Origin of the sequence: Streptomyces sp. MK7 (assembly GCF_032658145.1) — a bacterium.
Classification (GTDB): Bacteria; Actinomycetota; Actinomycetes; order Streptomycetales; family Streptomycetaceae; genus Streptomyces; species Streptomyces spiralis.
The window spans coordinates 132,079-157,028 of the sequence record NZ_JAVACL010000011.1 but is presented as its reverse complement, the minus strand read 5'-3'; the positions used below and the strand labels follow the sequence as shown (position 1 = coordinate 157,028).

The following is a 24,950-nucleotide window of genomic DNA, read 5'->3' as shown; positions in this document are numbered from 1 at the left end:
GCACTGTCCTGGCGATCACGAGCGAAGCCAGATCACGAGGGCTGCCGCGGTGACCGCTGGGCGGTCGAGATCCACAGGACGGCCCCTGGTCCTGATCGGCCATTCCGGCACCGCCAACTCCCGCCTACCAGGTCCCTGGGCCACCCGGCATGAACGTCGACCTCGACCCTTGGCGGGGAATGGGCCCGGCCGGGCGCCCCAGTCCCGTCCGGGGTACCGGTCCACCAGCGTGAGTAACTCGCTCGCCTGCAGGATCTCGTGGTGGTTGGTGTCGACAAGACCGTCCGCACCAGGCAGGACATCGCGGAGGAAGACCCGGGCCGCGTCCATGGACTGGCACGACACATAGACCGCGTACGGTTCGCCGATTCGGGTCCTCACCTGCTCGAGCTCCTCCGGCTCGTACTCCGCCAGGATCCCGCCCGAGAGGTAGATGCGGTACGAGTACCCGTGCTGGTGCCGCCTTTCGTCGCCCGTCACGGGATCCGGCACGAGCTCAAGGGAACGTATTCGCCCCTCAAGCGACGGGCGTCGTTCCACAAAGACCAGGACGATCACAGAGGGCCAGGACACGCCTCTACGTCCCTGCGCGACCCTAGTCGGGGCCGGTTCCCTCGGGTCGCCGGATTTTCCGTTCGGCGGGGAGGGCTCTTCGTCAAGGGGACAGGCCCAAGCTGATCAATTCCAAGGGGTGGCGGCGGAGACGAGAACGAGGGTGTCCAAGATCGTACTCAAGCAGAGGTGAGTACTTGTACTCTGGTCGGTTACAGGGTGAGCCGGAACGGTTGAGCCATGCAACAACGACTACTGAAACTCGTTCCCCAGCTGTTGGCGATCCTCGTGCTGGCTGTGGTGCCGCTGGCGGTGTGGGCTGCCTGGCTGGGCTGGGACCAGCACCGTGACGTGCAACCTGATGGTTCGGTGACCGGCCCGTACGCGGCATGGCAGGTGATCGGACTGGTGCTGAGTCTGCTGGCACCGGTGTACTGGGCGGCGTCGCGGCGCTACATCGCAGGCGCTGTGCTCGGCACCACTGTTGGCCTCACCGTTGCCGCCTATTACGACTGGTCGGATGACTCCAGCGGCCTCTATATGGTCGGTGTTGGATTGGTCATGATGGGGAGCCTCGTCGTGACCGCCGTCGTTTCCGCCGTGATCGTCTCTGCAAGACGAGACGGACGACGGATCGGAGCTTGACGGCGCTCTGTTGGGTTCAGCGCCCGGTGGTTGCCCCGAAATCCGTGCTCTCCGGCAGGTCACACCGCGCTCATGACGATCAGTAGTCGGTCTGCTGAACAGCCGCCTCGCTGACCAACGGGACGGAAGGAGCCCACGGCTCTGACAAGGTCAAGTGCCGTGGGGTTCTGGCCTTGTTGGTCGGCGTCGGCTGACCTCGGACGGCCCGGAGACGGCCCAGCGGCCGCAGCTAGGTGATCAATTCCAAGGGGTGGCGGCGGAGACGAGAACAACGGTGTCCAAGGTCGTTGTGTGACGAACCAGCTGGACACCCTCGCGACAGCACTCTCTGCGACGACCGACGATCTGCTGAAGGAGCGGCCGGACTTGGCTCCGTGGCGGCCGGCGGTGGGGATCGCGCCGCAGCTCACGGACGCCGAGCTGGTCACCCTCGCGATGACGCAGGCCCTGCTCGGCTTCACCTCCGAGGCCAGGTGGTACGGCATGCCCGGGTTCACCTGCGTCACCTCTTCCCGTACCTGCCGCAGCAGCCCGGCTACAACAAACGGCTGCGCAAGGCCGCCGAGCTGCTCCGCCGGGTCACCCGGGTCCTGGCCACCAGCACGTCGGCGTGGACCGATGACGTGTGGGCTCCCGACGGGGCACCGTGTCGGCGCGGACGAGATGCCAGTTGTCGCCGAGCCAGTGCCCGGCGAGCGCGAAAGCGGCGTTCCAGATCACGCTGCCGAGCGCGGTGAAGCCGATGAAGGTCACCAGCGGCATCCGCTCGATGCCCGCCGGCACGGAGATGAGGCTCCCGAACACCGGAACCATCCGGGCGAAGAACACGGTCCTGGCTCCGTGGCGGGCGAACCACGCCTCCGCCTTGTCGATCTCGTGGGCCTTCACCAGGTGGATCCGCTCGACGATCGCCCTGGTGCGGTCCCGAGCCAGCAGCGCGTCGGCGCCGTACACCACCAGTGAGCCGCCGATCGAGCCCAGTGTGGTCCGGACGATCACGGCGATGCCGCGGCGCCCCGCCACGGGCAGAGCGCAGGGTCCAGCGGAAGTGACAGATCTGCCAGTTCCGGATCGACGGCCGACGTGGAGGCCGGGCCGCATGGCGCGGCGGTGTCTCGGTCCCGGGGCACCGACGCGCCATGTCGACCGGCCTGCGGGCGGCGGTCCTCAGGCCAGCGGCCGCAGGCCGTTCTCGAGGAGGTCGAAGGCGTGCTGTGCGTCGGCGACCGCGCCCGGGTAGCGAGCGTCGGCTGGTTCGCCGAAGGCGAGGCGGTCGGCGTTGTCGGAGGCCAGGGCCCACTGCACACCGACGATCTGTACGGCGGCCAGACGCGCCGTCAACTCCGTGGTGTCCGCGGTCTCCTGGAGCGCCTGGGCGAGCGCGCGCTCGGCGCCCGACCTGAACCGCTCCATCCGGGCGACCAGGGACGGCGCTGCGAGGATCATCCGGTGCACGCGGCGCACCTGGGGGTGGTCGTTGAGGCCGGTGATCGGGTCGCGGTCGCGGAGGCCGTCGAGGAAGTGCGTGCGCAGCGCGGCCAGCGGGGTGCTGCCGGGCGGGCGGGCCCGCACAACGCGGGCGGGCTCGCTCTCGTGGTCGGCAAGGCGGTGCACGACCAGGTCTTCCTTGGAGGGGAAGTAGGCGAACAGGGTGCGCTTGGAGACCTCTGCCGCCTCGGCGACCTGGGCCACGGAGGTCTCGTTGAACCCGTGCTCCAGGAACAGGTGGATCGCGGCGTCGGAGATCGCGGCGCGGGTGCGCTGCTTCTTGCGCTCGCGCAGCCCCGGCTGTGCCGACTGTCCCGGCTCCGACCTGCCTTCCACGCCGCCACGGTAGCAAAGCCTCCCCAAGGGGATTTCTGCACCTGGTATACCTTTTCCCTCGGGCGAGGAAAAGGAGAGTGCGCCGTGGTGGACGAAGGCGCCGGGAGCAAGGCCATCGAGACCGAGGTCGTCGTCGTGGGGGGCGGGCCGACCGGGCTGATGCTGGCCTGCGAGCTGGCACAGGCGGGTGTGGACACGCTGGTCCTGGAGCAGCTGACGCGGCGTGTCGAGCAGGTGAAGGGCGGCGGGATCCAACCGCGCACCGCAGAACTGCTGGAGATGCGCGGGCTGCTGGAACCGCTGGAGAAGCGGGCTCCGGCGCGCGGCACGGTCGGCGGGCACTTCGCGACACTGCCGGTGCCGCTGGACTGCTCCCCCTGGAACACCCGGCACCCCTGTCCGATCGGGCTGCCCCAGTGGGAGATCGAGGAGGTACTGGAGGAGCGCGCGACCGCGCTCGGCGCGCGGATGCTGCGCGGTGCGGCGGTCACGGCCCTCGCGCAGGACGCCGACGGGGTCACCGCGGAGACGGCGGACGGCCGCCGGGTGCGCGCGGGGTGGCTGGTGGCCTGCGACGGCGGGCACAGCACGGTGCGCAGGCTGGTCGGGGCGTCCTTCCCCGGGCGGCCGGGCACCCGCCCGGGGGTGCTGGCCGACGTGCGGCTGTCGTCGGTGTCGGACCTGGTACCGCGCGAGATCGGACACATGAGCACGATGATGCGCCAGGCGGGCGGCTACTGGGCAATGACCGTCCCGATGCGCGCGGGCTGGTACAGGTTCACCTTCGGCCCGGTCGGCGAGGGGGCGGTGGACCGCGACACTCCCGTCTCCCGGGAGGAGATCGCCACCGCGTTGGAGGCGCTCTACGGGCCGGAGACGGTGCTCGCCGAGGTGAACAACTCCTCGCGGTTCACCGATGCCACCCGACAGGTGGAGCAGTACCGCCAGGACCGCGTGCTGTTCGCCGGCGACGCCGCGCACATCCACCCGCCGCTCGGGGGTCAGGGGCTCAACCTCGGCGTCCAGGACGCGTTCAACCTCGGCTGGAAGCTGGCCGCGACAGTCCAGGACCGCGCCCCAGAGGGCCTGCTGGACAGCTACCACACCGAGCGGCACCCGGTCGCCGCGCAGGTCCTGCACCACACCTCGGCGCAGCGGGTCCTCGCCGACCCGAACCCGAGCGAGGACGTGGCGGCGCTGCGTGACATCGTCGTCGACCTGCTGCGGCTGCCCGACGCCAACCGGCACCTGGCCGGCCTGGTCTCCGGCCTCGCGCTGGCCTATCCGCTCGTCGGCGACGCCGGCGATTCCGGCAGCTCCGGCAGTCACCCGCTGACCGGGCAGCGTGTCCCGGACGTGGAGCTGACCAACGCGGACGGCGACCGCCCGGTGCGCCTTTCGGCGCTGTTCCGCGAGGGGAACTCGGTGCTGCTGGATCTGGCGGGGGACCTACCGCAGGGACTGCCGCTGCCGGAGCGGGTCGACGCCGTCCGGGCCGGGTACGCCCTGGGCGCGGAGCCGTTGGGCGCCGACGTGCTGCTGATCCGCCCCGACGGCTACGTCTGCTGGGCCGCGACCGGCCCCGCCGCCCCCGACGCCCTGCTCGCCGCGATCGCCCGCCACCTCGTCAGGCCGGGCACCGCTTGGAGGTCGTTTTCTCCTGATGTTTCATTCCGGGATTAGTCTTTGATCCGGGGGGTGTCGGGTCGTGCCAGGAGGTGGTGGCTTCGCCGGTGAGGCGGCGGGCCGTCAAGTCAGTCATGGCGTGGTGGATCATGGCTTCGGAGCGGTCGGGCAGACTCTCGTAGTCGCGGGCCAGGCGGCGGTGGAACATCAGCCACCCGTAGGTCCGCTCGACAGTCCAGCGCTTGCGTAGCACTCCGGTGAGCTGGGCGAGCACACCGTCCTTCTGCCACTTGGCGAAGTAGCCCTACACGGTCTCCCAGGGCGGGAAGTCGTGCGGCAGGTAGCGCCACTGCACCCCGGTCCGGTTGACGTACAAGATCGCCTTCTTGGTCTCGCGCAGACCATGCTCGGGCGGGCGTCCGATGTTCAGCGCATACCTGCGCCGCTCGGCCCGCCGGGCACTCAGGACTGGCTCGATCAACTCCCAGCGGGCACCGGACAGATCACTCGGATACGCGCGCCGTTCGGCCACGACCTGGACGTACCGCTGACTGGGGGCGTGTGCCCAGGCGTGATTCGAGACCGGCGGGAGCACCACCCCGCGACGGGCGTCCTGGGACGAGACGGGCGCAAGGCATCACGAGAGATCTCACCGATACCGGATGTTCTCTTGGTCCCCGTGGCTGGGTCTGTTCGGGTGCCACCTGTGGGCCATGCCGGTCACCTGGGGCGAGGGCCTCCGAGGCGAATGCCGCAGGCCATTACAACCTCGTACGGGGCGCCGGCTTCCCGCCGCTTCCGGACGGAACAGCCAGGCGGGTGGGGTCATCGCTCCGATTCCGCGCGGCTGAACAGGAGAAGGAGGAGGGACGTGCCTGCAGCTACGGGTGTCTGGCGCCGCTGGATGGCGGCCGCGACGGCGATGGTGACGGCTGGGGCACTCGGTTCGCTCGGGGCCGGCACGTCAGCAGCGTCGGACCCGAGGGGGCGGGACGTTGCCCGATGCGCGACCAAGCCCGCCCCGCCGGCGACGAGCGTACCGCCACCGATCACCTCCGGCAGCGACGTGTGGAGCTTCGTCTCCGAGCCGAATCTGCATCCCATGCGGGTCACCGTGACCACGCGACGACCAGGCACGGCCCCGGGGGACGTCTTCGTCGCCCCGTACAACCTCACCCAGCCGGTCGGCCAGACCGGGGCGCTGATGCTCGAAGACTCCGGCGAGCCGGTCTGGTTCCGCCCGCTTCCCGTCGCCAACCTCGAGAACGGTGACTTCCGGGTGCAGACGTACCACAACCCCCGGACCGGCGCCCGACAGCCCGTGCTGACGTTCTGGCAGGGAACTATCGCGATTCCCCCGTACTACACCAACCTGCCCGGGGGCGCCCCCGAGCCGGGAGGCTGCTACTACATCTACGACAACCACTACCGCCTGCTCAGGACGGTCTTCGCCCGGCACGGCTTCTACCCGGACTTCCACGAGTTCCTCCTGACACGCCGGGGCACCGCGCTGTTCATCGCGTCCAAGCCGGTCCCGATGGACCTCACCTCGTACGGGGGGCCCAAGAACGGAGCCATCCAGGACAGTGAGATCCAGGAAGTCGATCTCGCGACCGGGAAACTCGTCTTCTCCTGGGACATCCTGGACCACGTGAACCCGGCGGACTCCGAGGTGTCGGCCTCCTCGGCGTCCTCGTCCGGCGGGGTGTGGGACGCCTACCACGTGAACTCGATCGACGAGGGCCCCGACGGCCAACTGCTGATCTCGGCCCGGAACCTCTGGGCGGTCTACGACGTCGCCCGGCAGACGGGCCGCATCCGCTGGCAGCTCGGCGGCAAGACAAGCGACTTCAGCTTCGGCCCGAACGCGGACTTCTACTGGCAGCACCATGCCCGGTTCCGGCCGGGAAACCGGATCAGCATGTTCGACGACGGCTGCTGCAACCAGCCGGACGGCACCCCCGAACAGCAGTCCCACGGCCTGATCCTCAACCTCGACTTCCCCAACCACCGCGCGACCGCGGTGCGGACCTACTACCACGCACCGGGGCTGTACGCGGCGTCCCAGGGAGACACCCAGGCGCTCGCCAACGGCGACAAGTTCGTCGGCTGGGGGCAGGAGTCCTACTACTCGGAGTATCGGGATGCCGGGAACACCGAGGGTGACGGCTCGAAGAACCTGCTCTACGACGCCATGATGCCCGGCTCCGACGTCTCGTACCGGGCGTTCCGCCACGAGTGGGTCGGCCGGCCGTGGTATCCGCCCAGTGCGGCAGCGCGCAACGGCAGCGGCGGGCGGAGCACCGTCTACGCCTCCTGGAACGGTTCGACCCAGACCAGGGCGTGGCAGGTGCTCGCCGGACCGGACGCCCGTTCCCTGTCGGTGGTCGTCGACCACGCCGACCGGACCGGCTTCGAGACGGCCGTCACCACCCACAACCCGGGACCGTACTTCCAGGTGAGGGCGCTGAACGCGAAGGGGGAGGTCATCGGGACGTCCCACGTCGTGACCCGCTCCGGCTGACGACCGACTACTCGATGCGACGGCCCGCGCCAACAGCGGCTCCCCGCCGGCTGCCGAAGCGCGCCGCCCAACGATCCAGGCGGAACATCGTCACAGAGGCGATCGGCCTCCTGCTTGCTGTACTGGTCACCGCTGCCGGCGTGCAGGACTCCGTTGCCGGCACCCAGCTACTCGACCAGGTCGCCGCCGGGCATCCAGGCATCCGGAATGCATGGGTGGACGGCGGATACCGCCAGCACCTTCGCCTCCGTCGGGATTTGGGGCTGCTCAGACCCGGTGACGAGATCGCAACGGACGATCGGACTCTGACGACCCGGCGCCTGGATCTCTTCTTCGACCGCACTCGGCAGATCAACCGTGCGTGCCCAATTGCTGAAATCTTCACTGCGTTGGAGCGGTCATTGGAACTGGCCAACAAGGGCCCGATCAAGCTACAAGGCCATGGACGAACGCCGCGCCATCAAAGCCCTCCTCAAGCCCTGGCCCTCGCCGCACATCGCCTGCGCCCCACGCAGGACCGACGCCTCACCGCGCGACCGTTCGCTCTCCTGGTCGGGAAGCACCATGCCCACGTGCGCTCCTGTCGGCGCCGGCCCCGGCGCCGGGATTGTCACCGCCCGCCCCGACGCCGCCGACGTCCTCGACACCGCGTCGCTCACCACGGCCTTTCAAGACCGGCGGCCATCTCGGGGAGCAGTCCTGCGATGACGAACTCGGTGGTTCCCATCAGGAACGTGCCGGCGGCCAGCACGCGGACGACAAAGGGCAGCTTGCCGGTGGCGGAGCCGGCTGCTGAGGGCATGGATGAACTCCTTTCCGTACGACTGGCGGGAGTGGTCAGGAGGCGGGCTCGACGGTGATCTCGATGGTGATGCGGTCGGCCCGGGCCAGTTGGTCGGGGCCGGCGTCGAGATGGCCGAGGACGAGGAGGCCGGCGGTGGCGGAGGGGCCGTCCTGGTAGAAGAGGGCGAGGTTGCCCCACGGTGCGTAGTAGGCCAGGTCTCCGGCCTTGGCCGTGGACGGTTCAGGAGCACCGTCGGTGGTGAGCTCGCGCGGCGGGTAGCCGATCCGCTCCGTCCCGTGGAAGTCCTTCAGGTCCAGGGGAGCGGGAGCAGCGTGGCCAGGTCGCGGGCGGCGGGGCTGTCGTTCAAGGTCGCGTGGACGGCTCGGCCGTCGAGAGTGACACGAAGGTCCATGGCAGTGTTCCTGTCGGAGCCGGACGGGGTGCTACCGGCCCAGCTCGACGGCGATCTGAGCGTCAGCGTCTCGCAGGCAGGCCTGCTGATCACCGCTTTCGCCATCGGCATGATCATCGGCGGGCCGACCATGAGCCTGGCCACCCTGCGCCTGCCGCAGCGCCGGACGCTGGTCCTGACCCTGGCCGTGTTCGCGCTCGGGCACGCCGTCGCCGCACTCAGCACCTCCTTCACGATCGTCCTCGCCGCCCGCGTCGTCACCGCCCTGGCCACCGGCGCGTTCTGGGCGGTCGGATTCGTCATCGCCACCGCCGCTGCGGGTCCCGGCAACTCCACTCGCGCCGTCAGCGTCATGATGGGCGGCCTCACGCTGGCCAACGTCGTCGGCGTTCCCATCGGCTCCCTCGCGGGCCAGGTCACCGGCCGGCGCGGCCCCTTCTGGGCGCTGGCCGTCCTCGCCGGCCTGGCCGCCGCGTTCGCCGGGCGGTTCATCCCCACCGTCGCGCAGCAGACCCAGGTGTCGGCGCGGGCCGAGATCCGTGCGCTGCGGCAGCGCCGCCTGTGGCTGGCGCTCGCCGCCGCGGTGCTGATCATGGGCGGCGTCCTGTCCACCTACACGTACATCACGCCGCTGCTCACCGACCGCGCGGGCATCGCTGAGAGCGCCGTCCCACTGGTCCTGACCGCCTTCGGCGTCGGCGCGCTGGGCGGCAACACCATCGGCGGCCGCCTCGGCGACCGCCACCCCATGGCCACGACGATCACCGCGGCGGCGGCCGTCGCCGTCACACTGCTGGCGCTGATCCCGCTGTCGGACAGCCCGGTGGCAGCCGTCGTACTCGTCTTCCTGATGGCGCTGACGGGATTCACCGTCAACCCGGTCGTCATCTCCCTCGCAGTCCGCTTCGCCGGCGATGCCCCGACCCTCACCTCGGCGCTGACCACCTCCGCCTACAACACCGGCATCGCGGTCGGCTCGGCCCTCGCGGGCCGCGCCCTGGACTCCTCGCTCGGCCTGACCGGACCCGCCCTGGTCGGCACCGTCTCGGCCGCCCTCACGCTGCTCCCGCTGATTGCGCTCGCCGTGAGCCAGGGGCACCGCCCGACGCGGGTCGTGACTCAGCACGCACTGCGCGCCGACGAGCTCGAGACTTCTGCGCCGTCGCAGGTCCGCGCCCAGCGCTGACGCTGACGCTGACGAGCAGCCTCACGACCCGTCGGAGGACAGCATCATCCCCGTCCACGACTTCCGCCGACGGCCCGCACGAGACCGCCCCTCTCATCGACGCCGACGGGGCACGGCCCTGCTCCTCACCTGCCCGGTGTCAGGGAAGCGTTGACCTGTCAGAGAGGCGTACGGCCAGAGCTGCCACGTCGTCGTCGAGTCCACCGCCGCTGTGCTGGAGGAGATCCCGATGAAGCCTGTCGAGCAGTGCCTTGGGCCCGGCTGCGCTCTGCCGACGCATCCAGTCCTGCAGCGAGAAGAACTCGCCTCGGGGGTTCCGGCTCTCGATGACCCCGTCGGTGTAGAAGAGCAGCTGGTCACCGGGGGTGCAGGTGATCGTGTCGGTGGTGTAGCGGGAGCCGAGGAGTGCCGCGAGGTTGAGGCTCGGTGAGGCAGCGGTCGGGTCCAGGACGAGGAGCTTGCCGTGGCGCAGGAGCAGTGGTGGAGGATGCCCGCAGTTGAGGAGCTTGATGTCGCCGCCCTGGTGCGGGAACTCGGCGAGCACCACGGTGATGAACTGCTCCAGTGATTCCTCGGCGGGGAACGTACAGCTGTGCCGGGTGCTGCTGGCGTCCAGGCGGCGGACGATCTCCTCCAGGCTCGGCTCGTCGTATGCGGCTTCCCGGAAGCAGTTGACCACCGCCGCGGCCGCTCCTACCGCGGGCAGGCCCTTGCCCCGCACGTCGCCGAGGATCAGTCGCACGCCGTATGGCGTGAGGAGGGCTTCGTAGAAGTCCCCGCCGATGTGGGCCTGTGCGGCGGCTGCGAGGTACATCGACTCGACTTCGATGGGGCCGACCCGGCGCGGCAGGGGACGCAAGACCACCTTCTCCGCCGCGTCGGCGACGAGGCGGAGCTGGACGAAAGCCTGTTCCCGCTGGATCCGGACACGGCACGCGTATGCGGCAGCCACGGTGACCGCGGCGATGGCGCCCACGGTGAACCAGGCGCCGAGATCCGGGTAGACGAGGCTCAACCCGATCATGATCAGGACGCAGGCGCCGCCCAGCAGAACCGTGGGCAGTACCGGCCAGGTGGAGGCAGCCAGGGCAGGTGCGGCGGTCAAGAGGCGACTGAAAGAGATCCTTCTCGGCGTGGCGAACGCCAGGGCGGTGACGACCACGGTAAAGATCACCGGTGAGAGCAGGGCGGCGCTCCACCGCCTGCGGAGAGGGCGAGGGGGCCGCATCCACCCAGTCCAGAACATAAAACGCACCATATCGGTAAAATTGGGCACAGGGATCAAGCTGGGCCAGCTCCTCCGACGCCCAGGTGGCGACGCTGCCCACGGAAGACGTTGCCCGCGGAAGACGTTGCTGGCGGTCAGCGGGTGCGTACCGCCGTGACGGTGAAGCGTTCCACGTCGGCGACGTGTCCGCCGGTGGCCGCGACCACCGTGAGGACCGGGTCACGGGCGCCCGCGAAAGACACCGGGACGCGCCATGGCTCGTCGGTGCCGCCCGCCGCGGTACAGCACGGGGAGGTGCCCAGCGGCGCCGCGGACGAGGGCTGGCGCACCTGGACGCGGATGCTCTCGTCCACTCCGGTGATCCGTCCGCCGGTGACCATCGGGGAGCGCACCGATGCCCCGTACGCGGGCCTGGTCAGGGAGAATGTCGTGTCGTCGCTGCCCACGACCTCCCACGGGGCGTCCGGTCCGGTGCCGTACCGCACAAGGTGAAGCGCCGCTGCTACGCCGCCCCCGGACGCCGTCCGTGCGACGCCGATGCGGGCGTGCCGACCGCTGACGGTGCGTGAGGAGACCCGGCCGATCTCCTGGAAGCCCAGATAGCCGCGGGTGAAGGAGAGGGCGGTCTGCTCCGGGTCGAGATGCCAGGGCTGGCGGCCGCCGGAACGGTAGGCACGCTGCCACGCATGAGCCTGGGCGAGTGTCGTGAACGGCCACATCGGCTGCAGGCTCCAGGAGCCGAGGGGCGGCGTGCCGAGCGGTGCCGGCGTGGTCGGTGGACGAGTGCCGGCCGGGGCGTCCGCCGTCGGTGCCGGCGAGCGCGGGGGTGTGGGTGTGTGCGACAGCGGCGGCACGGATGTCCCCGGCGCGGTGGGTGGCGTTCCCGACGCGTTCGGCGACCCGCCGGAACCGCTGCAGCCGGTCAGCGCCAGGCCGGCCACGATCGTCGCGGCGGCAATCCGGAACAGGAGCCAGTCGTTCATGGGTGCTCCAGGGAAGGTCGAACTGACCGCAGACGCGTCTGCCCGGCCATCGTCCCACCGGACCCGTCCGCGTCACAGAGGTCTCGCGCGGCAATCGCACGTGGTCCCAAGGCGCTCACCGCCGGGCAACAGGGGCCCGGCGGCACCCCCTCCACAGGACCGCCCGGCGATGACGTGCTCTCCGGTGCGATGATCGCGACATCGCGGTCCGTGCCGAGTGGCGTCCGCCCGGTGCACACCGCCTCTCCAGTGCTGCGATGATGCGACTCGAGGCCCGGGTACGGCCAGGCGTGTGGCCGGTCGGACCCGCCTCTACGCCCCTGCTGCCACCGACCCCTTCCGGAGCCCACATGGCCCTCGATGTCGACGCTGTCCGCGCGCAGATCCCCGCCTTGAAGTCCCACTCCGCACGCTTCGACGCGCCCGGAGGCACCCAGACGCCCCAGCCGGTCATCGACGCTGTCGCCAACGCGCTGGCGAGCCCTCTGGCCAACAGGGGGCAGACCAACGAGGGCGAGCGCAACGCGGACGCCATCGTCACCGGCGCCCGGCTCGCCCTGGCCGACCTGCTCGGTGTCCAGCCGCGCGGCATCGTGTTCGGCCGAAGCGCCACCCAGCTCACGTACGATCTGTCGCGCGCGCTCGCCAAGGACTGGGCTCCGGGCGACGAGGTGGTGGTCACGCGGCTCGACCACGACGCGAACATACGCCCCTGGATACAGGCGGCGGAGGCGGTCGGCGTCGCGGTCCGCTGGGCGGACTTCGACCCGGACACGGGCGAGTTGCACCCCGGGCAGGTGGCGTCGGTGCTGTCACCACGGACCCGGCTGGTCGCCGTCACCGCGGCGTCGAACCTCATCGGGACCCGGCCGGACGTGCCCGCCATCGCCGAACTGGCGCACCAGGCCGGTGCGCTGCTCCATGTCGACGCGGTGCACTACGCCGCGCACGCCGCCGTCGATCTGGCCGGCCTCGGTGCCGACACGCTGGTCTGCTCAGCGTACAAGTTCATGGGTCCGCACCTGGGGGTGCTGGCGAGCCGGCCCGCGCTGCTGGAGACACTGCGGCCCGACAAGCTGATGCCGTCCACGGACGCCGTCCCCGAGCGCTTCGAGCTGGGCACACTGCCGTACGAGTTGCTGGCGGGTGCACAGGCCGCCGTGGACTTCATCGCCGACCTGGCGCCGGACGCGGCCGGCACCCGCCGGGAACGGCTGCTGGAGGCATTCTCGGTGATCGAGTCCCACGAGGAAGCCCTGCGTGAGCGCCTGGAGCGAGGGCTTGCCGAGCTGGGCGGGATCACCGTGTACTCCCGCGCCGCGCGGCGCACCCCGACGCAGCTGTTCACCGTGCGAGGCCGCAGCTCGGCCGACGTCTCCCGGCACCTGGCAGCGCACGGCGTCGCCGCACCGGCCGGATCCTTCTACGCACTGGAGGCCTCTCGACGGCTCGGGCTCGGGAGCGAGGGCGCGGTGCGTGTGGGGCTGGCGCCCTACACCTGCGACGACGACATCGACCGGCTGCTGACGGCACTGGGCGGCATCGAACGCTAGACCGAGTGTGTCGACTCGCGGCGAGCGGCTCCTCCTCCTCCTGGCTTCCGGTCGGTAGCCGGCCAATCCGGTGGGTAGCCGGCCAAGGAGCGCGCGCCCGGGCCGACGCCTGAGCCCCCGTCCGGGCGGCGGCGGGGATCCCCGCCGCCGAGCCCGACGACCGCGGCTCCCCCGGCAGCGGCTGGAACCGGCTGGGACCGGGCGGTGCTGTGACCGGGCGGTGCTGTGACCGGCCGCGCGCCCGGCAAGGCGGGCATCAATCCGCTTGACCGGGCCACGGATCAACCGCTGCACTGTGGCGGGACACCACGAGTCGTGGTGCCGGTATCCCGGGGAGGCAGCGGCAGCAATGGAGATCCGTCCTACGACCGATCAGGACCTCGACGTCTTCGTCGACACACTCCACGCCGCGTTCGGGCGCTTCCCGGAAACCCCGGCCGAGGGCGGCGGGGTGTGGTGGTCGGCGCTCGAGATGGAGCGCAACCTGCTCGCCGTGGCGGCGGACGGGCGGCCCGTCGGCACCGCAGGTGCGTACTCCTTCGAGCTCACCCTGCCCGGTGAGATCCTCGTCCCGGCCAGCGGGGTGACCGCCGTCGGCGTCCTGCCCTCGCACCGACGCCAGGGCGTACTCAGCGCGATGATGCGGCATCAGCTCACCGAACTGCGGGCCCGAGGCGAGTTCCTCTCCGTACTGCTGGCCTCCGAGGCCCTGATCTACCGCAGGTTCGGCTACGGACCGGCGACCTACACGCAGCGGCTGACGGTGCCGCGCCACCAGGGCGCCCTGACCCTCCCCCGGGCGCGCGGAACGGCCGACGGCCCCGCGACCGGTTCGGACACGGACACCGGCACGGTCGAGGTCCTGCGGCGTGCCGAGTGCGGCGAGATCCTGGAAGAGGTCTACGACCGGTACCGCCGCGCACAGCCCGGCGCGCTGTCCCGGCCGCACCGGTGGTGGGCCTCGGGCGCCGGACAGCCCCCGATATCCCCGGCGCCGCGCTACGTCGCTGTCCACCGTGACGTCGATGGCGTACCGGACGGGTACGCCAGCTACTCGGTCGGCGAACCCCGTACGTTGACGGTCGACGAGACCATCGCCGCCGACGACGCCGTCTTCACCGCCCTGGCCAGGTTCGTGCTCGGACACGACCTGGTCACTGAGGTCGTGTTCAAGCACTTCCCGCCCCAGCACCCGCTGCGCTGGCAGCTTGCGGACTTCCGCGCCGGCCAGGTCAGCGGCGACACCGACTGGCTCTGGGTGCGGCTGCTGGACATCCCGCGTGCGCTGACCGCGCGTGGCTGGTTCACGGACGGCGAGCTCGTCCTCGACGTCGACGACCCGTTCCTCGGCGAGCACGGCCGCTATCTGCTGACCGTCCGGGACAGCAAGGCCGACTGCGTCCCGACGGGCCGGGAGCCCGACCTGTCCCTGGACGTGAGCGACCTGGGCTCGATCTACCTCGGCGGCACCGCACCGAGCACGCTCGTGCGTGCCGGACACATCCGGGCCCACCGCCCGGGCGCGGCCACCGTCGCTGACGCCCTCTTCCGCGCCGAGCGCTCGCCGCACTGCCTGCACTGGTTCTGACCGCGCGCTCGCCGAGACGGAGCGCTCGAGATCGAGGCCGCACACGGACTCGGTCAGAAGGCGGTGTGGTGCAGGGTCACAGCAGTCCCAGCCCCTTGGCCAGACTCGACAGCCCGCCGGCCAGCGCGAGCAGCAGGACGAGCCGGCGGGCCCGGCCCTCCGGGACGCGCTCGGCGAGCACTCTGCCGACGACCGCACCCATCGCCATCGCGGCGACGGCCGTCGCCCATCCTGTCGACCCCAGCCGCGGAACCCCGTTGGCCGCTATGGAGAAGATGTTCACGACGACGCCGTAGAACTGCGCGTTCGGCACGAACTCGCGGACGGTCCAGCCGGCGTTCATCGCGTAGAGGGAGAGCGGCGGGCCGCCCAGCCCGGCCGAGGCGTTCATGAATCCGCCCGCCGCGCCCGCGGCCACCGCCCCTTGGGTACCGGTCAGGGCGGACACCCGCAGGCCGCGCATCACCAGCAGCACGGCCAGGGTCACCAGAAGACCCATCCCGACGAACAGGACGGGGTGCGGAAGTTGGGCGGCCACCCATGTCCCGGCCGGTACGGCGCACACGGACGCGGCGACCAACGGCGCCATCGCCGTGAGCCGCACCCGCCGCCAGCCGCCGGCGAGCCCGACGGCACTGATGGCACCGGCGGCACAGTTGGCCAGCGCGACACCCTGGGACGGACCGAGCAGCAGCACGAGCGCCGGCACGGCGACGAGCGCGAAGCCCATCCCGGTCAGCCACTGCACACAGGCGCCCACCATCACGATGCCCCCGAGGAGCAGCTGTGCCGCCCCGCCGGTCATGCGCCGTCGCGGGTACGCAGCAGGTTCACGACCGTCACCCGCAGCACCGGCTCGCCGTTCTGGTCGAGGAGCTCGGCGAGCGTGCGCACGATGCCGCGCCGCGGGTCGGAGCGCGAGAGCCGGGTTTCGAGGGTGTGCAGACGCAGGCGGAGCCGGTCGCCGGGGCGCACGGGCTTGAGCCAGCGCAGTTCGTCCACGCCCGGGCTGCCGAGACTCGCGACCGTCGACAGGTAGTGCCCGGCGAACAGCCGCATCATCAGGGCCACGGTGTGCCATCCGCTGGCGACCAGCCCGCCGAACGGCCCCTCCCGCGCCGCGACGGGATCGACGTGGAAGGACTGAGGGTCGTACTGGGAGGCGAAGCCGACGATCTCCTCCTGGGTGACCGCGACGCTGCCGTACTCGTACGTCGCGCCCGCCGTGTAGTCCTCGAAGTACCGGTCGTCGATGGGAGCGGTGAAGGTGTCCGTGCGCTGATCGTGTTTCATGTCTCCAGCCCCCCTTCGACGTCCATGTGCCTGTCTACCAGGCGGCTGTAGACACTGTCTATGTTCTCAATGGGTGACCGGCGTCAGGGCTTGCGATCACGCCGGCGGCCGACGTGATGTCGCACGATTCGGTGAGGGAGAGGGCCGCGACCGACCGCGTGCCCGCCGCCCGCTAGCATCCCTGGTCATGGCGAGGCGGGGATGGCGGCGGCTGGGTGTCACAGCTGGGGTGGCGGTGCTGGCGGCGCTCTGCGGCTCCGGCCCGCAACCCTCAGGGGCCATCGGCTCGGCGTCGGACCTCGGTCCCCTCCCGGCCGACCGCTACGCGTACACGCCGCAGGACTACCAGCGATCCCAGCGGGCATCGGCGTTGCTGGTCCGGCAGTGCATGGCCGACCGCGGCCATCCGGACTTCCCGCTCGACCCCCGCTACCCCAGTGACCCCGTCGTCGCCACCGCGGTCGGCACCGACTACGGCGCCCTCGATCTCGGCACAGCCCGCCGCTGGGGCTACGGCTGGGACCCGGCCAAGCCCCTGGTGCCCCGGCCGAAGGGCCGCCGGATGACCAACGCCGAGTATGCGGACTGGCCGGACTGCAACGCCGAGGCGAACCAGCGGCTGATGCGTGGCATCTACCTCAAGCGGGACTGGCTCTACGCGAGCAGCCGGGCGGTCGAGGTCGACAAGGCGGTCAAGCGCGACCCGCGCCTCCGGGCGGCCTGGGATGTGTGGTCCCGCTGTGTGGCACGGCAGGGATTCGCCCGCTACCCCGACCCCGTGGCGGCGTACACCGACAACGCCTGGCAGCGGGGCAGCGACGGCAACACCCAGCACACGCAGCGGGAGCGGGACACCGCCGTCGCGGACGTCACCTGCAAGCGCCGCCACCATACGGCCGAACTCTGGCACGCGGTACAGGCGCAGAGGCAGGCGGCGGACATCGCACGGCACCGCGACCGCTACGCCGCCGGGCTGCGGGCGCTGCGGACGTACCGGGCCAACATCGCCGAGGTGCTGCGGGAACTCGGCTAGGCCCTGTCGTCGAACTCCCGCCTGCCCCGCGGACGGACGACGGGAATGTGACGACAGGACCCAGCGGGGCGGCCGGCGCAGCACCGTAGGCGCAGAGCCCGCGCGCCCCGGCTCAGCCGAGGAACTCCTCGACCAGCTTGGCCAGTTCGGCCGGCTGCTCGACCCGCGCCACGTGGCCGCACTCCAGCTCGGCGTAGCGGCTGTGCGGGATGCCCGCCGCGAGCTCACGCGAGTTCTCGGCGGGGATCAGTGCGTCCAGCGCGCACCCGATGACCAGGGTCGGGGCCTGGATGCGGGGCAGCGCGGCGCGGATGTCCACCTTCAGGTCGGCGTCGATCTGGCGGAGCAGGTTCGCGCTCGGAAGCATGCCGGTCGCCAACTCCTCCACGGCCTCGCGGTCGATGGAGTTGAGGTAGGGGCGGCTGAAGGCCGTCAGCATGGCGTAGCGGGCGAAGGCCGTCGGGTTGTCGGCCAGCGTGCGCCAGACGGTGAGGCCGTTCTGGATGTAGCGGTCCTCCGGGCCGCACCAGCCGGAGAGCGTGATCAGCCGGCGCACCAGCTCCGGGTGCTGCGCGGCGACCAGGGCGACGACGGGTGCGCCCAGCGAGTAGCCCAGGACGTCCACCGGGCCGCGCCCCAGGTCCGCCAGGACGGCGGCCAGTTGGGTGGCGAGCAGTTCGACGGTCAGCTCGCCGCCGTCGTCCTCGGCCGCCTCGCTGCCGGACAGATCCGGGAGGACGACGGTGTGCCGGCCGGTGAAGTACCCGAGGGCCGACTCCCAGGTCACCGACCCCCTGCCGGAGCCGTGCACCAGCACGAGGGCGGGACCCTCGCCTTCCAGGCGGTAGGGGATGCGGGCGCCGTCGACGGTCACTGCGGGCATGGTTCCTCATTCCAGAGAGGGTGTGGGGTTCGCGTTCCACGCCAACGATGCGTTGCCCCGGCCCCGATGAGGAGCGGACCGCTCTGCCTAGGACCGGCACTCCCAGGGTCGGCATGTCCTCATGGCCTGCCGATGCCGGATCATGGAGGGATGCCGAGCGAACTGAACCGCCGTGAACTCGCCGACTTCCTTCGCCGGTCGCGGGAGCGGCTGCGCCCGCACGACGTCGGACTGGCCTCCGGGCCCCGGCGACGGACACCCGGGCTGCGCCGCGAGGAGGTGGCCCAGCTGGCCGGGATGTCCGCCGACTACCTGATGCGCCTGGAACAGGCACGCAGTCCGCAGCCTTCCACCCAGCTGCTCGGCGCCCTGGCACGCGCGCTGCGGCTCACCGAGGACGAGCGCGACCACCTGTTCGTGCTGGCGGGGCACCGGCCGCCGGAAGGCCGCCGGGCGGGGAGCCATGTGCGTCCCGCGCTGCTGTACCTCCTCGACCAGCTGACGCGCACCCCCGCGCAGATCCTCGGCGACCTGGGTGATCTGCTGGCGCAGAACGCCATGGCCGAAGCCCTGTTCGGCTGTGTGTGCACCGTGGAGGAGCCCGACCGGAACGTGGTGTGGCGGTGGTTCACCGACCCCTTCGTCCGCGAGGCGTACCCGGAGGACGAGCGTGAGCGGCGTGGCCGGCTGGCCGTCGCCGACCTCCGCACGGCGGTCGCGCGCCGCGGACACGGCGACGCCGAGGCGGCGGCGCTCGTCGCCCGGCTGCGGGAGGCGAGCGACGAGTTCGCCGCGATGTGGGACCGCCACGAGGCGGCCGTCCGGCGGCAGAGCCGGCTGCGGGTGCGGCACCCGGAGGTCGGGCTGATCGAGTTCGACTACGAGGCACTCCTCAGCCCGGCCGAGGACCAGCGGCTGCTGGTCTTCACGCCCCCGCCCGGCACACCCAGCGCCGAGGCCCTCGACCTGCTGCGCGTCGTCGGCCCCGAGACGGCGCACCGCGGCCACCGCTGATCAGGACCCGAGGGCCCACCCGCGGGGCGCGCGCACCAGGAGCACGGCGACGGCGACGGCACTAGTGACACGGAGACTCACAGTTGCTTGGATGTGACAAGCGCTTTCCGGCCGAACCTTGGAGCGTGCCCGTGCAGACCTCGCGTCGTGCTCTGTTGTCGGTGTTCCCCGCGGCGACCCTGCTGGCAGTGGCCGAGCCGCTGAGGGCATGGGGCGCGCCCCGGCCGGACGCGACCGTCGCCGACGCGGCCGCCGACCATGCCGTACTGATCGGCAACGTCGTTGCGATGTTCGCCGGCACCGCGGATTCCAACGCACGACCCGAGGTGGCTCCCAAGCTCGCGTCCATCGACTCGACCGCCCGGGCCCGGCTGGCCGCGATGGACGGCGCCGGGCAGGGCGAGCTCTTCCGGGGCGTTCCCCTCGGCACGCGTGACACGAACCTGACGACATCGTTCCAGTACCTCTACGAGATCGCCCTCGCGACCCGCACGCCCGGCGCCACGGCGTCCGATCTCCGCGACAACGTGACCGTCCAGAGACGGGTCATCGACGGCCTGGTCCGGCTCTACGACGACTACTACGGCACTCAGTCGAAGGGCTACTACGGCAACTGGTTCAACTGGGAGATCGGCATCTCCTCCCACGTGAGCAAGACCCTCGTCCTGCTCAAGGACCAGCTCGCGGAACACCGGCCCGACCTCACCGCCGCCTACGTCGCCTCCATGGACGGCTATCTGCGCAACGGCAAGGACGGCGACGTCGACCTCGACTCACGCTTCCACACCGGCGCCAACCTCGCCGACATCACGACGAACCGGATCCTGCAGGGCGCCGTGCTCGACGACGGCGCCCGCATCGGAAAGGCCATCGCCGACCAGCTGACCGTCTTCGCGACCGTCGACCCGTATCACCCCCTGCACGGCGTCACCGACGGCTTCCACTCGGACGGTTCGTTCATCCAGCACGCCTCCGTCGCCTACACCGGCTCCTACGGCACGGGACTGCTGACCCGCGTCGTCCAGACCCTCAAGATCCTCGAAGGGACGAGCTACGCCCAGGACATCGGCGGCCTCGTCGACACCGTGCAGCGATGGGTGGTCGACGGCTTCGCCCCGCTGATCTTCGAGGGCTGGATGATGGAGATCGTCAAGGGCCGCGCGGTGTCCAGGACCACCACCGGGTACGACTCCGTCGCCTCCGTCGTCGAGGCCGTCGTCGATCTCTCCGGCTATGCGACCGGTGCAGACGCCACGGCACTGAAGGGCTACGTCAAGCACATACGGCGGACGTCGAAGGCCGTCCTCGACCCGAAGAGCTTCGTCTCCCCGGTGAGCATCGCCCGCTACGCCGACCTCCTCGCCGACACGTCGGTCCCGGCGAAGGACCTCAACCCCGCCGAACGGAACGTGGCGTTCAACGCGATGGACAGGACCGTCCACCGGCGTCCCGGCTACGCCTTCGCCCTGGCCCGCAGTTCCACGAGGATCAGCAAGTACGAGTACATGAGCGGCGAGAACCTCATGCCGTGGTTCCAGGGCGACGGTGCCCACTACCTCTACCTGTCCGGTCAGGACCAGACCCAGGCCTTCGGTGTCGACTACTACACGGCCGTCTCGCCCTACCGTCTCGCCGGCGTCACCGCTCCCGTGGAGAGCCGCAAGACGATTCCGGAGCTCTACGGCACCCAGTGGTACGACAACCCCGCACGCGGGTTCACCTCCTCCTCCGAGTCGCAGAACACCTACGTGTATTTCCCCCGCGGCACCAACACCTTCTCCGGCGGCGCCGGCCTCGGCGCGTACGGCGCGGTCGGACTCGTCCAGGCCGACGACGTGGCGTATGCCGCGAAGCAGGCCGGCGATCTTCCCGACGACTTCGTCGTCTACCGCAACGCCCAGGCCACGAAGTCGTGGTTCATGTTCGACGACGAGATCGTCGTCCTCGCCGCGGACGTGGGTGACGCCGCGGGGCGCCCGGTGACGACGACCATCGACAGCCGGATCGCCGGAGCGTCGGACGTCGTCACCCTCACCGGGGAACTCCGAAACGGCAGGGCCTGGTCCGGCCCCGGTACGGCCCCGCTGGCCTGGCTGCGCTACGCCGATGCCGGCCAAGGCACCGCGGTCGGATACGTCTTCCTGGACGAGCAGCAGCCGACCGTGGCGCTCGACACGATCACCCGCAGCCGCCGCATCGTCCGCGTCTCCAACCCCGACACCATGGTGAGCAAGCAGGTCTTCTCCGTCTCCGTCGAGCAGGCGGCCACCGCGCCGCCCGCCTCGATGGCCTACGCCCTCGTCCCCAACGCTTCCGAAAGACGGCTGAGGTCCTATGCCCGCGGTCCGGTATCCGTTGTAGTCAACTCCCCTCGGATCCAAGCCGTGCAGCATGCGGGACTGCGCATCGTGGCCGTCAACGTCTTCGCACCGGGCACACACCACGCCGGGCGGCTTTCGGTCGACGGCCCGGCATCGGTGATCCTCCAGGAGGCGCGCGACGGCACCACCAGGGTCGCGGTGTCCGACCCGACGATGGAGCGGGATGCGGTCTCGGTCATCGTCCACGGCCTGACGCTGAAGGCGCTCTCCATGGACGACGGGGTCAGCGTCAGCCGGACCCACGGCGGCACTCGCATCGACATCACCACGCGTCACGCCTACGGCCGGAGCTTCACGGCGACGCTGCGTCAGCGTCAGTCACATACCCCCTCGCCAGGTGGGCGGCGATGACCGGCAGACGGCGGGTGGACCACAGCGAATCCGCACCAGTGGGCAGTCACGCGGCGTCGTACCAGGGCTTGTTCGCGGCCCAGTGCCGGACCCAGCCGGCGAAGCCGGGCTCGGCAGTGGTGAACCCGAACTGCGCGGCGAAGGGAGCGGCACCGACGTCACTGATCAGCCAGACATGCCCTCGATGCGGCCCGGTGACGATGAGATGCCAGTTCATCGCGCACCCGTCGGTGCCGAGCACGATCGAGCCGTGGTTGTAGACCTGGTCCAGGATGTCGTCGGCGTCCTCGGAGAGGTCGGAGTCCTCCTCCCACACCCACGCCCGAGTCAGCGGGAATGGCTTGCTCAGGTCTCGTTCCTGCTCGTCACCGGCCCAGTCGCCGGGCAGCTCCGCCACCGGCAGCAGTCCGAACTCCGGCGGCCCGGTGTATGAGCCGTCCGTCATCTCGGCGACGACGGTTCGATACGGCTCGGGCAGTACGATCCCGTGTTGTGCCTCAAAGGCATGGACCGCGTCCCACCCGAGAGCCGACTCACCACCGTCATCGATGTCGAACGCCGCTTGTACCGCGGCCAGCTCAGCAGGGTCAGCCCGATCAACATTCATGCGGCACAGATACCACCCCGCTCCGACAACGCCCCGACGCCCCCCTCGTACGGTTCACCAAGCCCCGCCGGCGTGCGCCGGAGCTGATCGCGGCGGCCGACGAGCGGGGCCAAGGGCGTGGGCGTGTGTCCTTGTCTCAGCCCTGCCGGAGGGCCGGCATCGGAAGCGGGATGTCGTAGGCCGTCGCGCCTGCGCCGACGCCGCCTTCGCAGGTGTTGGGCGGGGTCGTGCCGGTGCCTCGGGTGGAGGGGCGTTCGGCGGCCCAGAACATGTAGCCGAGCATGCCGGAGGTGGTGCCGGCGCCGTTGGGGGCGACGGTCCGGGTGAACGAGCCGGTGGAGTTCTGCAGGGAGTTGGCGAAGTCCGTGCACTCGGGCAGCGTCTTGTTCTGGTCGCTGATGTAGACGGAACCGGTGAACTTGGCCGGTGCCAGCGGTGGCACGGGCGGAGAGTACGTCGGCTTGCCGTCGACGTGCTCCTGCCAGTTGGCCGTCGCCGAGCTGGTCGAGGGCTGGCGGGAGGGCACCATCGCGTTGGCGTAGTCGAGCACGGGGGTGTCCGTGCGCAGCCAGTCGGCGGTGGCCTTGCGGTCGAGGTCGATCAGCCACCGGTCACCGGCAGCGACGTCGATGGTCAGGCGGGCCGTCGGGTCGGCCCCTGTGGCGTCGTAGGGGTGCACGGCCCGGTAGGCGCCGATGAAGGACTGCAGGCCGGTGAGGTCCGGGCCGCTGTTCTGCTCGTAGTCGATCTCGATGCCGACGCCCAGGTCGCTCGCCAGGGCAGCGGCCCGCTGTCCGAGCAGGGTGGGGTTCTCGGCGAGCGCGCTGTCCCACGAGTCCGTATAGGTGATGCCGCCGATGGAGAGCATCACGCGGATCCCGTGGGAGGTGAAGTACTGCACGATGTCCTTGGTCATGCCCCTGGGCACGCCGTTCAGCGTGGTCGCGTCGGTCGTACCGTGCAGCAGCTTGAGGGGCTCGACGAAACTGAGCACGACCAGGTTGACCGAGGGCCGGCCGTCCCCGCGGTCGATCAGCCAGTGGTTCTGCGCGTCGAACTCCGCCACCGTGCGGACGGTGCCCCAGATGCAGGCGTCGTTCGAGCAGTGCCAGGCGCCGTAGATCTGCGGCGGCGTACCGGTCGCGGCCGAGGCGGAAGCAGCGTGCGGGACGAGCAGGGCACCGAGCAACCCGAGCGCGACGAGCAGACGGTGACGGAGTCTGTGACGCATGTGTGCCTCCGGAGAAGGAGCGGCCTACGGGACGCGGGAGGTGGCGCGGGCAGCGTGGCAGGTTCAGACCAATCCGACAAGAGGGCGTGCAACCGGGGCGCGGCAAGGACCCGTGCACCGCTGTGCCTCTGGGCGGCATTCGCTCCACCCGACTCCTGGTGCTGCTGCTCGGGCCGCTCTACTGTCCTCTCTCATGACGTTTTCGATCGTGGCCCGCTCCGGTGAGGCCCTCGGTATCGCAGTGGCGAGCAAGTTCTTGGCGGTCGGTGCCGTGGTGCCGGCGGCAAAGGCCGGTGCCGGGGCGGTGGCCACCCAGGCAGCGGCGAACCCCCGCTATCTCCCGCAGGGACTGGCGCTGCTGCGAACGGGCGTGCAGCCCGCGGACGTGGTGGCGGGTCTCGTGGCCATGGACCGGGATCGCGCGCACCGTCAGCTGGGGATCGTGGGCTCCCACGGCCTCGGAGCGACGTACACGGGTGAGGAGTGTCTGGACTGGGCCGGTGGGACGGCGGGCGACGGCTATGCGATCCAGGGCAACATCCTCACCGGCCCGGAGGTGATCGAGGCGATGGAGTCGGCCTGGCTCTCCTTGCCGGAGGCTGCGCTCGACCGGCGGCTGGTCGCGGCGCTGGAGGCGGGCGACGCCGCGGGCGGTGACCGCCGGGGCCGCCAGAGCGCGGCCCTGTACGTGGTGGCTCCGGGCGCCGGGTACGGCGGCGGCAGCGATGTCGCCTGCGACCTGCGCGTGGACGACCACCCTGACCCGGTCGCGGAGCTGAGGCGCCTGCTGGACGTTCACGAACTGTTGTTCGGCAAGCCCGACCCGGACACCCTGCTGGATCTGTCGGGCGAGCTCAAGGAGGAGGTACAGGACCTGGTCACCGCTCGCGGTTACGCCTCACTGGAGATGTGGGCGGGGGTGGAGAACCTCGAGAACCGTCTGGTTCCCGGCAAGATCGACCCGGTGGTGCTGGCCTGTCTTCGGAACGGCCCTGCCACTGACGAGGCCTGACGCGGAGCCCGGCCGCGGCAGGCACCCTCCCCCGGCCTGCTCGCGGCCGAACGTGTCACGGGTAGAAGTGCGTGAGGGATCGGGCGACGCACGCCGGTTTGGCCGCCCCTTCGAGTTCGAAGGTGAAGGCACGGTGCATCTGGACACCGCCCCGCCTCACGTGACTGGCCACAACTCACAAAATACCCAGCCCTGCGACCGCCTGCAGGCGGTTGAGGGTCTAACCCAGTGCGCGCTGAC

22 protein-coding genes and 4 pseudogenes are annotated in these 24,950 nt (G+C 70.7%); 11 read left to right on the top strand and 15 right to left on the bottom strand.

Features of this window, described 5'->3' with window-relative positions:
- Window positions 1-15 precede the first annotated feature (15 nt).
- On the bottom strand, window positions 16-558 hold the full coding sequence (locus tag R2S09_RS15695; protein ID WP_316741587.1) for a hypothetical protein: 543 nt from the start codon (window positions 556-558) through the stop codon (window positions 16-18).
- A gap of 234 nt (window positions 559-792) precedes the next feature.
- Between R2S09_RS15695 and R2S09_RS15690 the strand changes: the two genes are divergently transcribed.
- Entirely contained in the window at window positions 793-1,197 is a 405-nt protein-coding gene (locus tag R2S09_RS15690; protein ID WP_306185033.1) for a hypothetical protein, read from the top strand.
- Window positions 1,198-1,776: 579 nt separating this feature from the next.
- On the opposite strand, the gene R2S09_RS15680 is transcribed toward R2S09_RS15690, so the two are convergent.
- Both R2S09_RS15680 and R2S09_RS15675 read right to left on the bottom strand, forming a co-directional pair.
- Complete coding sequence (locus tag R2S09_RS15680; protein WP_399143952.1) at window positions 1,777-2,220, bottom strand: DedA family protein; 444 nt, start codon at window positions 2,218-2,220, stop codon at window positions 1,777-1,779.
- 144 nt (window positions 2,221-2,364) lie between these two features.
- The gene (locus tag R2S09_RS15675) at window positions 2,365-3,021 is read right to left on the bottom strand and encodes a TetR/AcrR family transcriptional regulator (RefSeq protein ID WP_306185034.1); all 657 of its coding nucleotides are present in this window, start codon (window positions 3,019-3,021) and stop codon (window positions 2,365-2,367) included.
- Window positions 3,022-3,105: 84 nt separating this feature from the next.
- On the opposite strand from R2S09_RS15675, the gene R2S09_RS15670 reads away from it, so the two are divergent.
- Entirely contained in the window at window positions 3,106-4,704 is a 1,599-nt protein-coding gene (locus R2S09_RS15670; protein WP_316741583.1) for an FAD-dependent monooxygenase, read from the top strand.
- Here the strand turns inward: R2S09_RS15670 and R2S09_RS15665 are convergent.
- A pseudogene (locus R2S09_RS15665) lies at window positions 4,649-5,179 on the bottom strand (transposase). The gene R2S09_RS15670 and the pseudogene R2S09_RS15665 overlap by 56 nt on opposite strands.
- A 339-nt stretch (window positions 5,180-5,518) precedes the next feature.
- Between R2S09_RS15665 and R2S09_RS15660 the strand changes: the two are divergent.
- Together R2S09_RS15660 and R2S09_RS15655 are read left to right on the top strand one after the other, a co-directional pair.
- The gene (locus R2S09_RS15660; RefSeq protein WP_316741581.1) at window positions 5,519-7,171 is read left to right on the top strand and encodes an arylsulfotransferase family protein; all 1,653 of its coding nucleotides are present in this window, start codon (window positions 5,519-5,521) and stop codon (window positions 7,169-7,171) included.
- A gap of 77 nt (window positions 7,172-7,248) precedes the next feature.
- Window positions 7,249-7,413: pseudogene (locus R2S09_RS15655) on the top strand (IS5/IS1182 family transposase); the annotation flags it as partial.
- A gap of 428 nt (window positions 7,414-7,841) precedes the next feature.
- On the opposite strand, the pseudogene R2S09_RS15650 reads toward R2S09_RS15655, so the two are convergent.
- The 3 genes and pseudogenes from R2S09_RS15650 to R2S09_RS15640 form a co-directional block, all read right to left on the bottom strand.
- Window positions 7,842-7,973 (bottom strand): annotated as a pseudogene (locus R2S09_RS15650) (MFS transporter); the annotation flags it as partial.
- Window positions 7,974-8,008: 35 nt separating this feature from the next.
- Window positions 8,009-8,239, bottom strand: a complete 231-nt coding sequence (locus R2S09_RS15645; RefSeq protein WP_316741620.1) for a cyclophilin-like fold protein — start codon at window positions 8,237-8,239, stop codon at window positions 8,009-8,011.
- A 23-nt stretch (window positions 8,240-8,262) separates the two neighbouring features.
- Complete coding sequence (locus tag R2S09_RS15640; protein ID WP_316741579.1) at window positions 8,263-8,367, bottom strand: cyclophilin-like fold protein; 105 nt, start codon at window positions 8,365-8,367, stop codon at window positions 8,263-8,265.
- Here R2S09_RS15640 and R2S09_RS15635 point away from each other — a divergent pair.
- A complete protein-coding gene (locus tag R2S09_RS15635) occupies window positions 8,366-9,553 on the top strand; it encodes an MFS transporter (RefSeq protein ID WP_316741576.1) in 1,188 nt (395 codons plus the stop codon). The two genes, R2S09_RS15640 and R2S09_RS15635, sit on opposite strands and share 2 nt — an antisense overlap.
- A gap of 139 nt (window positions 9,554-9,692) precedes the next feature.
- On the opposite strand, the gene R2S09_RS15630 is transcribed toward R2S09_RS15635, so the two are convergent.
- Both R2S09_RS15630 and R2S09_RS15625 read right to left on the bottom strand, forming a co-directional pair.
- On the bottom strand, window positions 9,693-10,781 hold the full coding sequence (locus R2S09_RS15630; RefSeq protein WP_306185320.1) for a PP2C family protein-serine/threonine phosphatase: 1,089 nt from the start codon (window positions 10,779-10,781) through the stop codon (window positions 9,693-9,695).
- Between the two features lie 134 nt (window positions 10,782-10,915).
- The gene (locus tag R2S09_RS15625) at window positions 10,916-11,764 is read right to left on the bottom strand and encodes a hypothetical protein (protein WP_316741575.1); all 849 of its coding nucleotides are present in this window, start codon (window positions 11,762-11,764) and stop codon (window positions 10,916-10,918) included.
- A gap of 350 nt (window positions 11,765-12,114) precedes the next feature.
- On the opposite strand from R2S09_RS15625, the gene R2S09_RS15620 reads away from it, so the two are divergent.
- Window positions 12,115-13,317, top strand: coding sequence for a cysteine desulfurase-like protein (locus tag R2S09_RS15620; protein ID WP_306185042.1), 1,203 nt, complete (start codon window positions 12,115-12,117; stop codon window positions 13,315-13,317).
- A 349-nt stretch (window positions 13,318-13,666) separates the two neighbouring features.
- Window positions 13,667-14,905: a GNAT family N-acetyltransferase gene (locus tag R2S09_RS15615; protein ID WP_306185044.1), complete on the top strand. Its 1,239-nt coding sequence runs from the start codon at window positions 13,667-13,669 to the stop codon at window positions 14,903-14,905.
- Window positions 14,906-14,981: 76 nt separating this feature from the next.
- On the opposite strand, the gene R2S09_RS15610 is transcribed toward R2S09_RS15615, so the two are convergent.
- Both R2S09_RS15610 and R2S09_RS15605 read right to left on the bottom strand, forming a co-directional pair.
- Window positions 14,982-15,710 (bottom strand): sulfite exporter TauE/SafE family protein, encoded by a 729-nt coding sequence (locus R2S09_RS15610; RefSeq protein WP_306185046.1) that lies wholly within the window; start codon window positions 15,708-15,710, stop codon window positions 14,982-14,984.
- Entirely contained in the window at window positions 15,707-16,198 is a 492-nt protein-coding gene (locus R2S09_RS15605; RefSeq protein WP_306185048.1) for a MaoC family dehydratase, read from the bottom strand. The genes R2S09_RS15610 and R2S09_RS15605 overlap by 4 nt, the downstream gene beginning before the upstream one ends.
- Window positions 16,199-16,385: 187 nt before the next feature.
- Between R2S09_RS15605 and R2S09_RS15600 the strand changes: the two genes are divergently transcribed.
- Entirely contained in the window at window positions 16,386-17,231 is an 846-nt protein-coding gene (locus R2S09_RS15600) for a hypothetical protein (RefSeq protein ID WP_316741574.1), read from the top strand.
- Window positions 17,232-17,343: 112 nt separating this feature from the next.
- Here R2S09_RS15600 and R2S09_RS15595 read toward each other — a convergent pair whose 3' ends face one another.
- Window positions 17,344-18,114 (bottom strand): alpha/beta hydrolase, encoded by a 771-nt coding sequence (locus R2S09_RS15595; protein ID WP_316741572.1) that lies wholly within the window; start codon window positions 18,112-18,114, stop codon window positions 17,344-17,346.
- 150 nt (window positions 18,115-18,264) lie between these two features.
- Here R2S09_RS15595 and R2S09_RS15590 point away from each other — a divergent pair, with 150 nt between their 5' ends.
- Both R2S09_RS15590 and R2S09_RS15585 read left to right on the top strand, forming a co-directional pair.
- Window positions 18,265-19,128, top strand: coding sequence for a helix-turn-helix transcriptional regulator (locus tag R2S09_RS15590; protein WP_306185054.1), 864 nt, complete (start codon window positions 18,265-18,267; stop codon window positions 19,126-19,128).
- A 131-nt stretch (window positions 19,129-19,259) separates the two neighbouring features.
- Complete coding sequence (locus tag R2S09_RS15585) at window positions 19,260-21,860, top strand: polysaccharide lyase family 8 super-sandwich domain-containing protein (protein WP_316741617.1); 2,601 nt, start codon at window positions 19,260-19,262, stop codon at window positions 21,858-21,860.
- A gap of 46 nt (window positions 21,861-21,906) precedes the next feature.
- On the opposite strand, the gene R2S09_RS15580 is transcribed toward R2S09_RS15585, so the two are convergent.
- Window positions 21,907-22,467: an SMI1/KNR4 family protein gene (locus tag R2S09_RS15580; protein WP_316741571.1), complete on the bottom strand. Its 561-nt coding sequence runs from the start codon at window positions 22,465-22,467 to the stop codon at window positions 21,907-21,909.
- Window positions 22,468-22,603: 136 nt separating this feature from the next.
- Window positions 22,604-23,698 carry a hypothetical protein gene (locus R2S09_RS15575; RefSeq protein ID WP_306185056.1) on the bottom strand — a complete coding sequence of 365 codons (1,095 nt, stop codon included), beginning with the start codon at window positions 23,696-23,698 and terminating at the stop codon, window positions 22,604-22,606.
- Window positions 23,699-23,891: 193 nt separating this feature from the next.
- Between R2S09_RS15575 and R2S09_RS15570 the strand changes: the two genes are divergently transcribed.
- Window positions 23,892-24,710: a DUF1028 domain-containing protein gene (locus R2S09_RS15570; protein ID WP_306185058.1), complete on the top strand. Its 819-nt coding sequence runs from the start codon at window positions 23,892-23,894 to the stop codon at window positions 24,708-24,710.
- A gap of 55 nt (window positions 24,711-24,765) precedes the next feature.
- Here the strand turns inward: R2S09_RS15570 and R2S09_RS15565 are convergent.
- A pseudogene (locus R2S09_RS15565) lies at window positions 24,766-24,870 on the bottom strand (MaoC family dehydratase); the annotation flags it as partial.
- Between the last annotated feature and the right edge of the window lie 80 nt (window positions 24,871-24,950).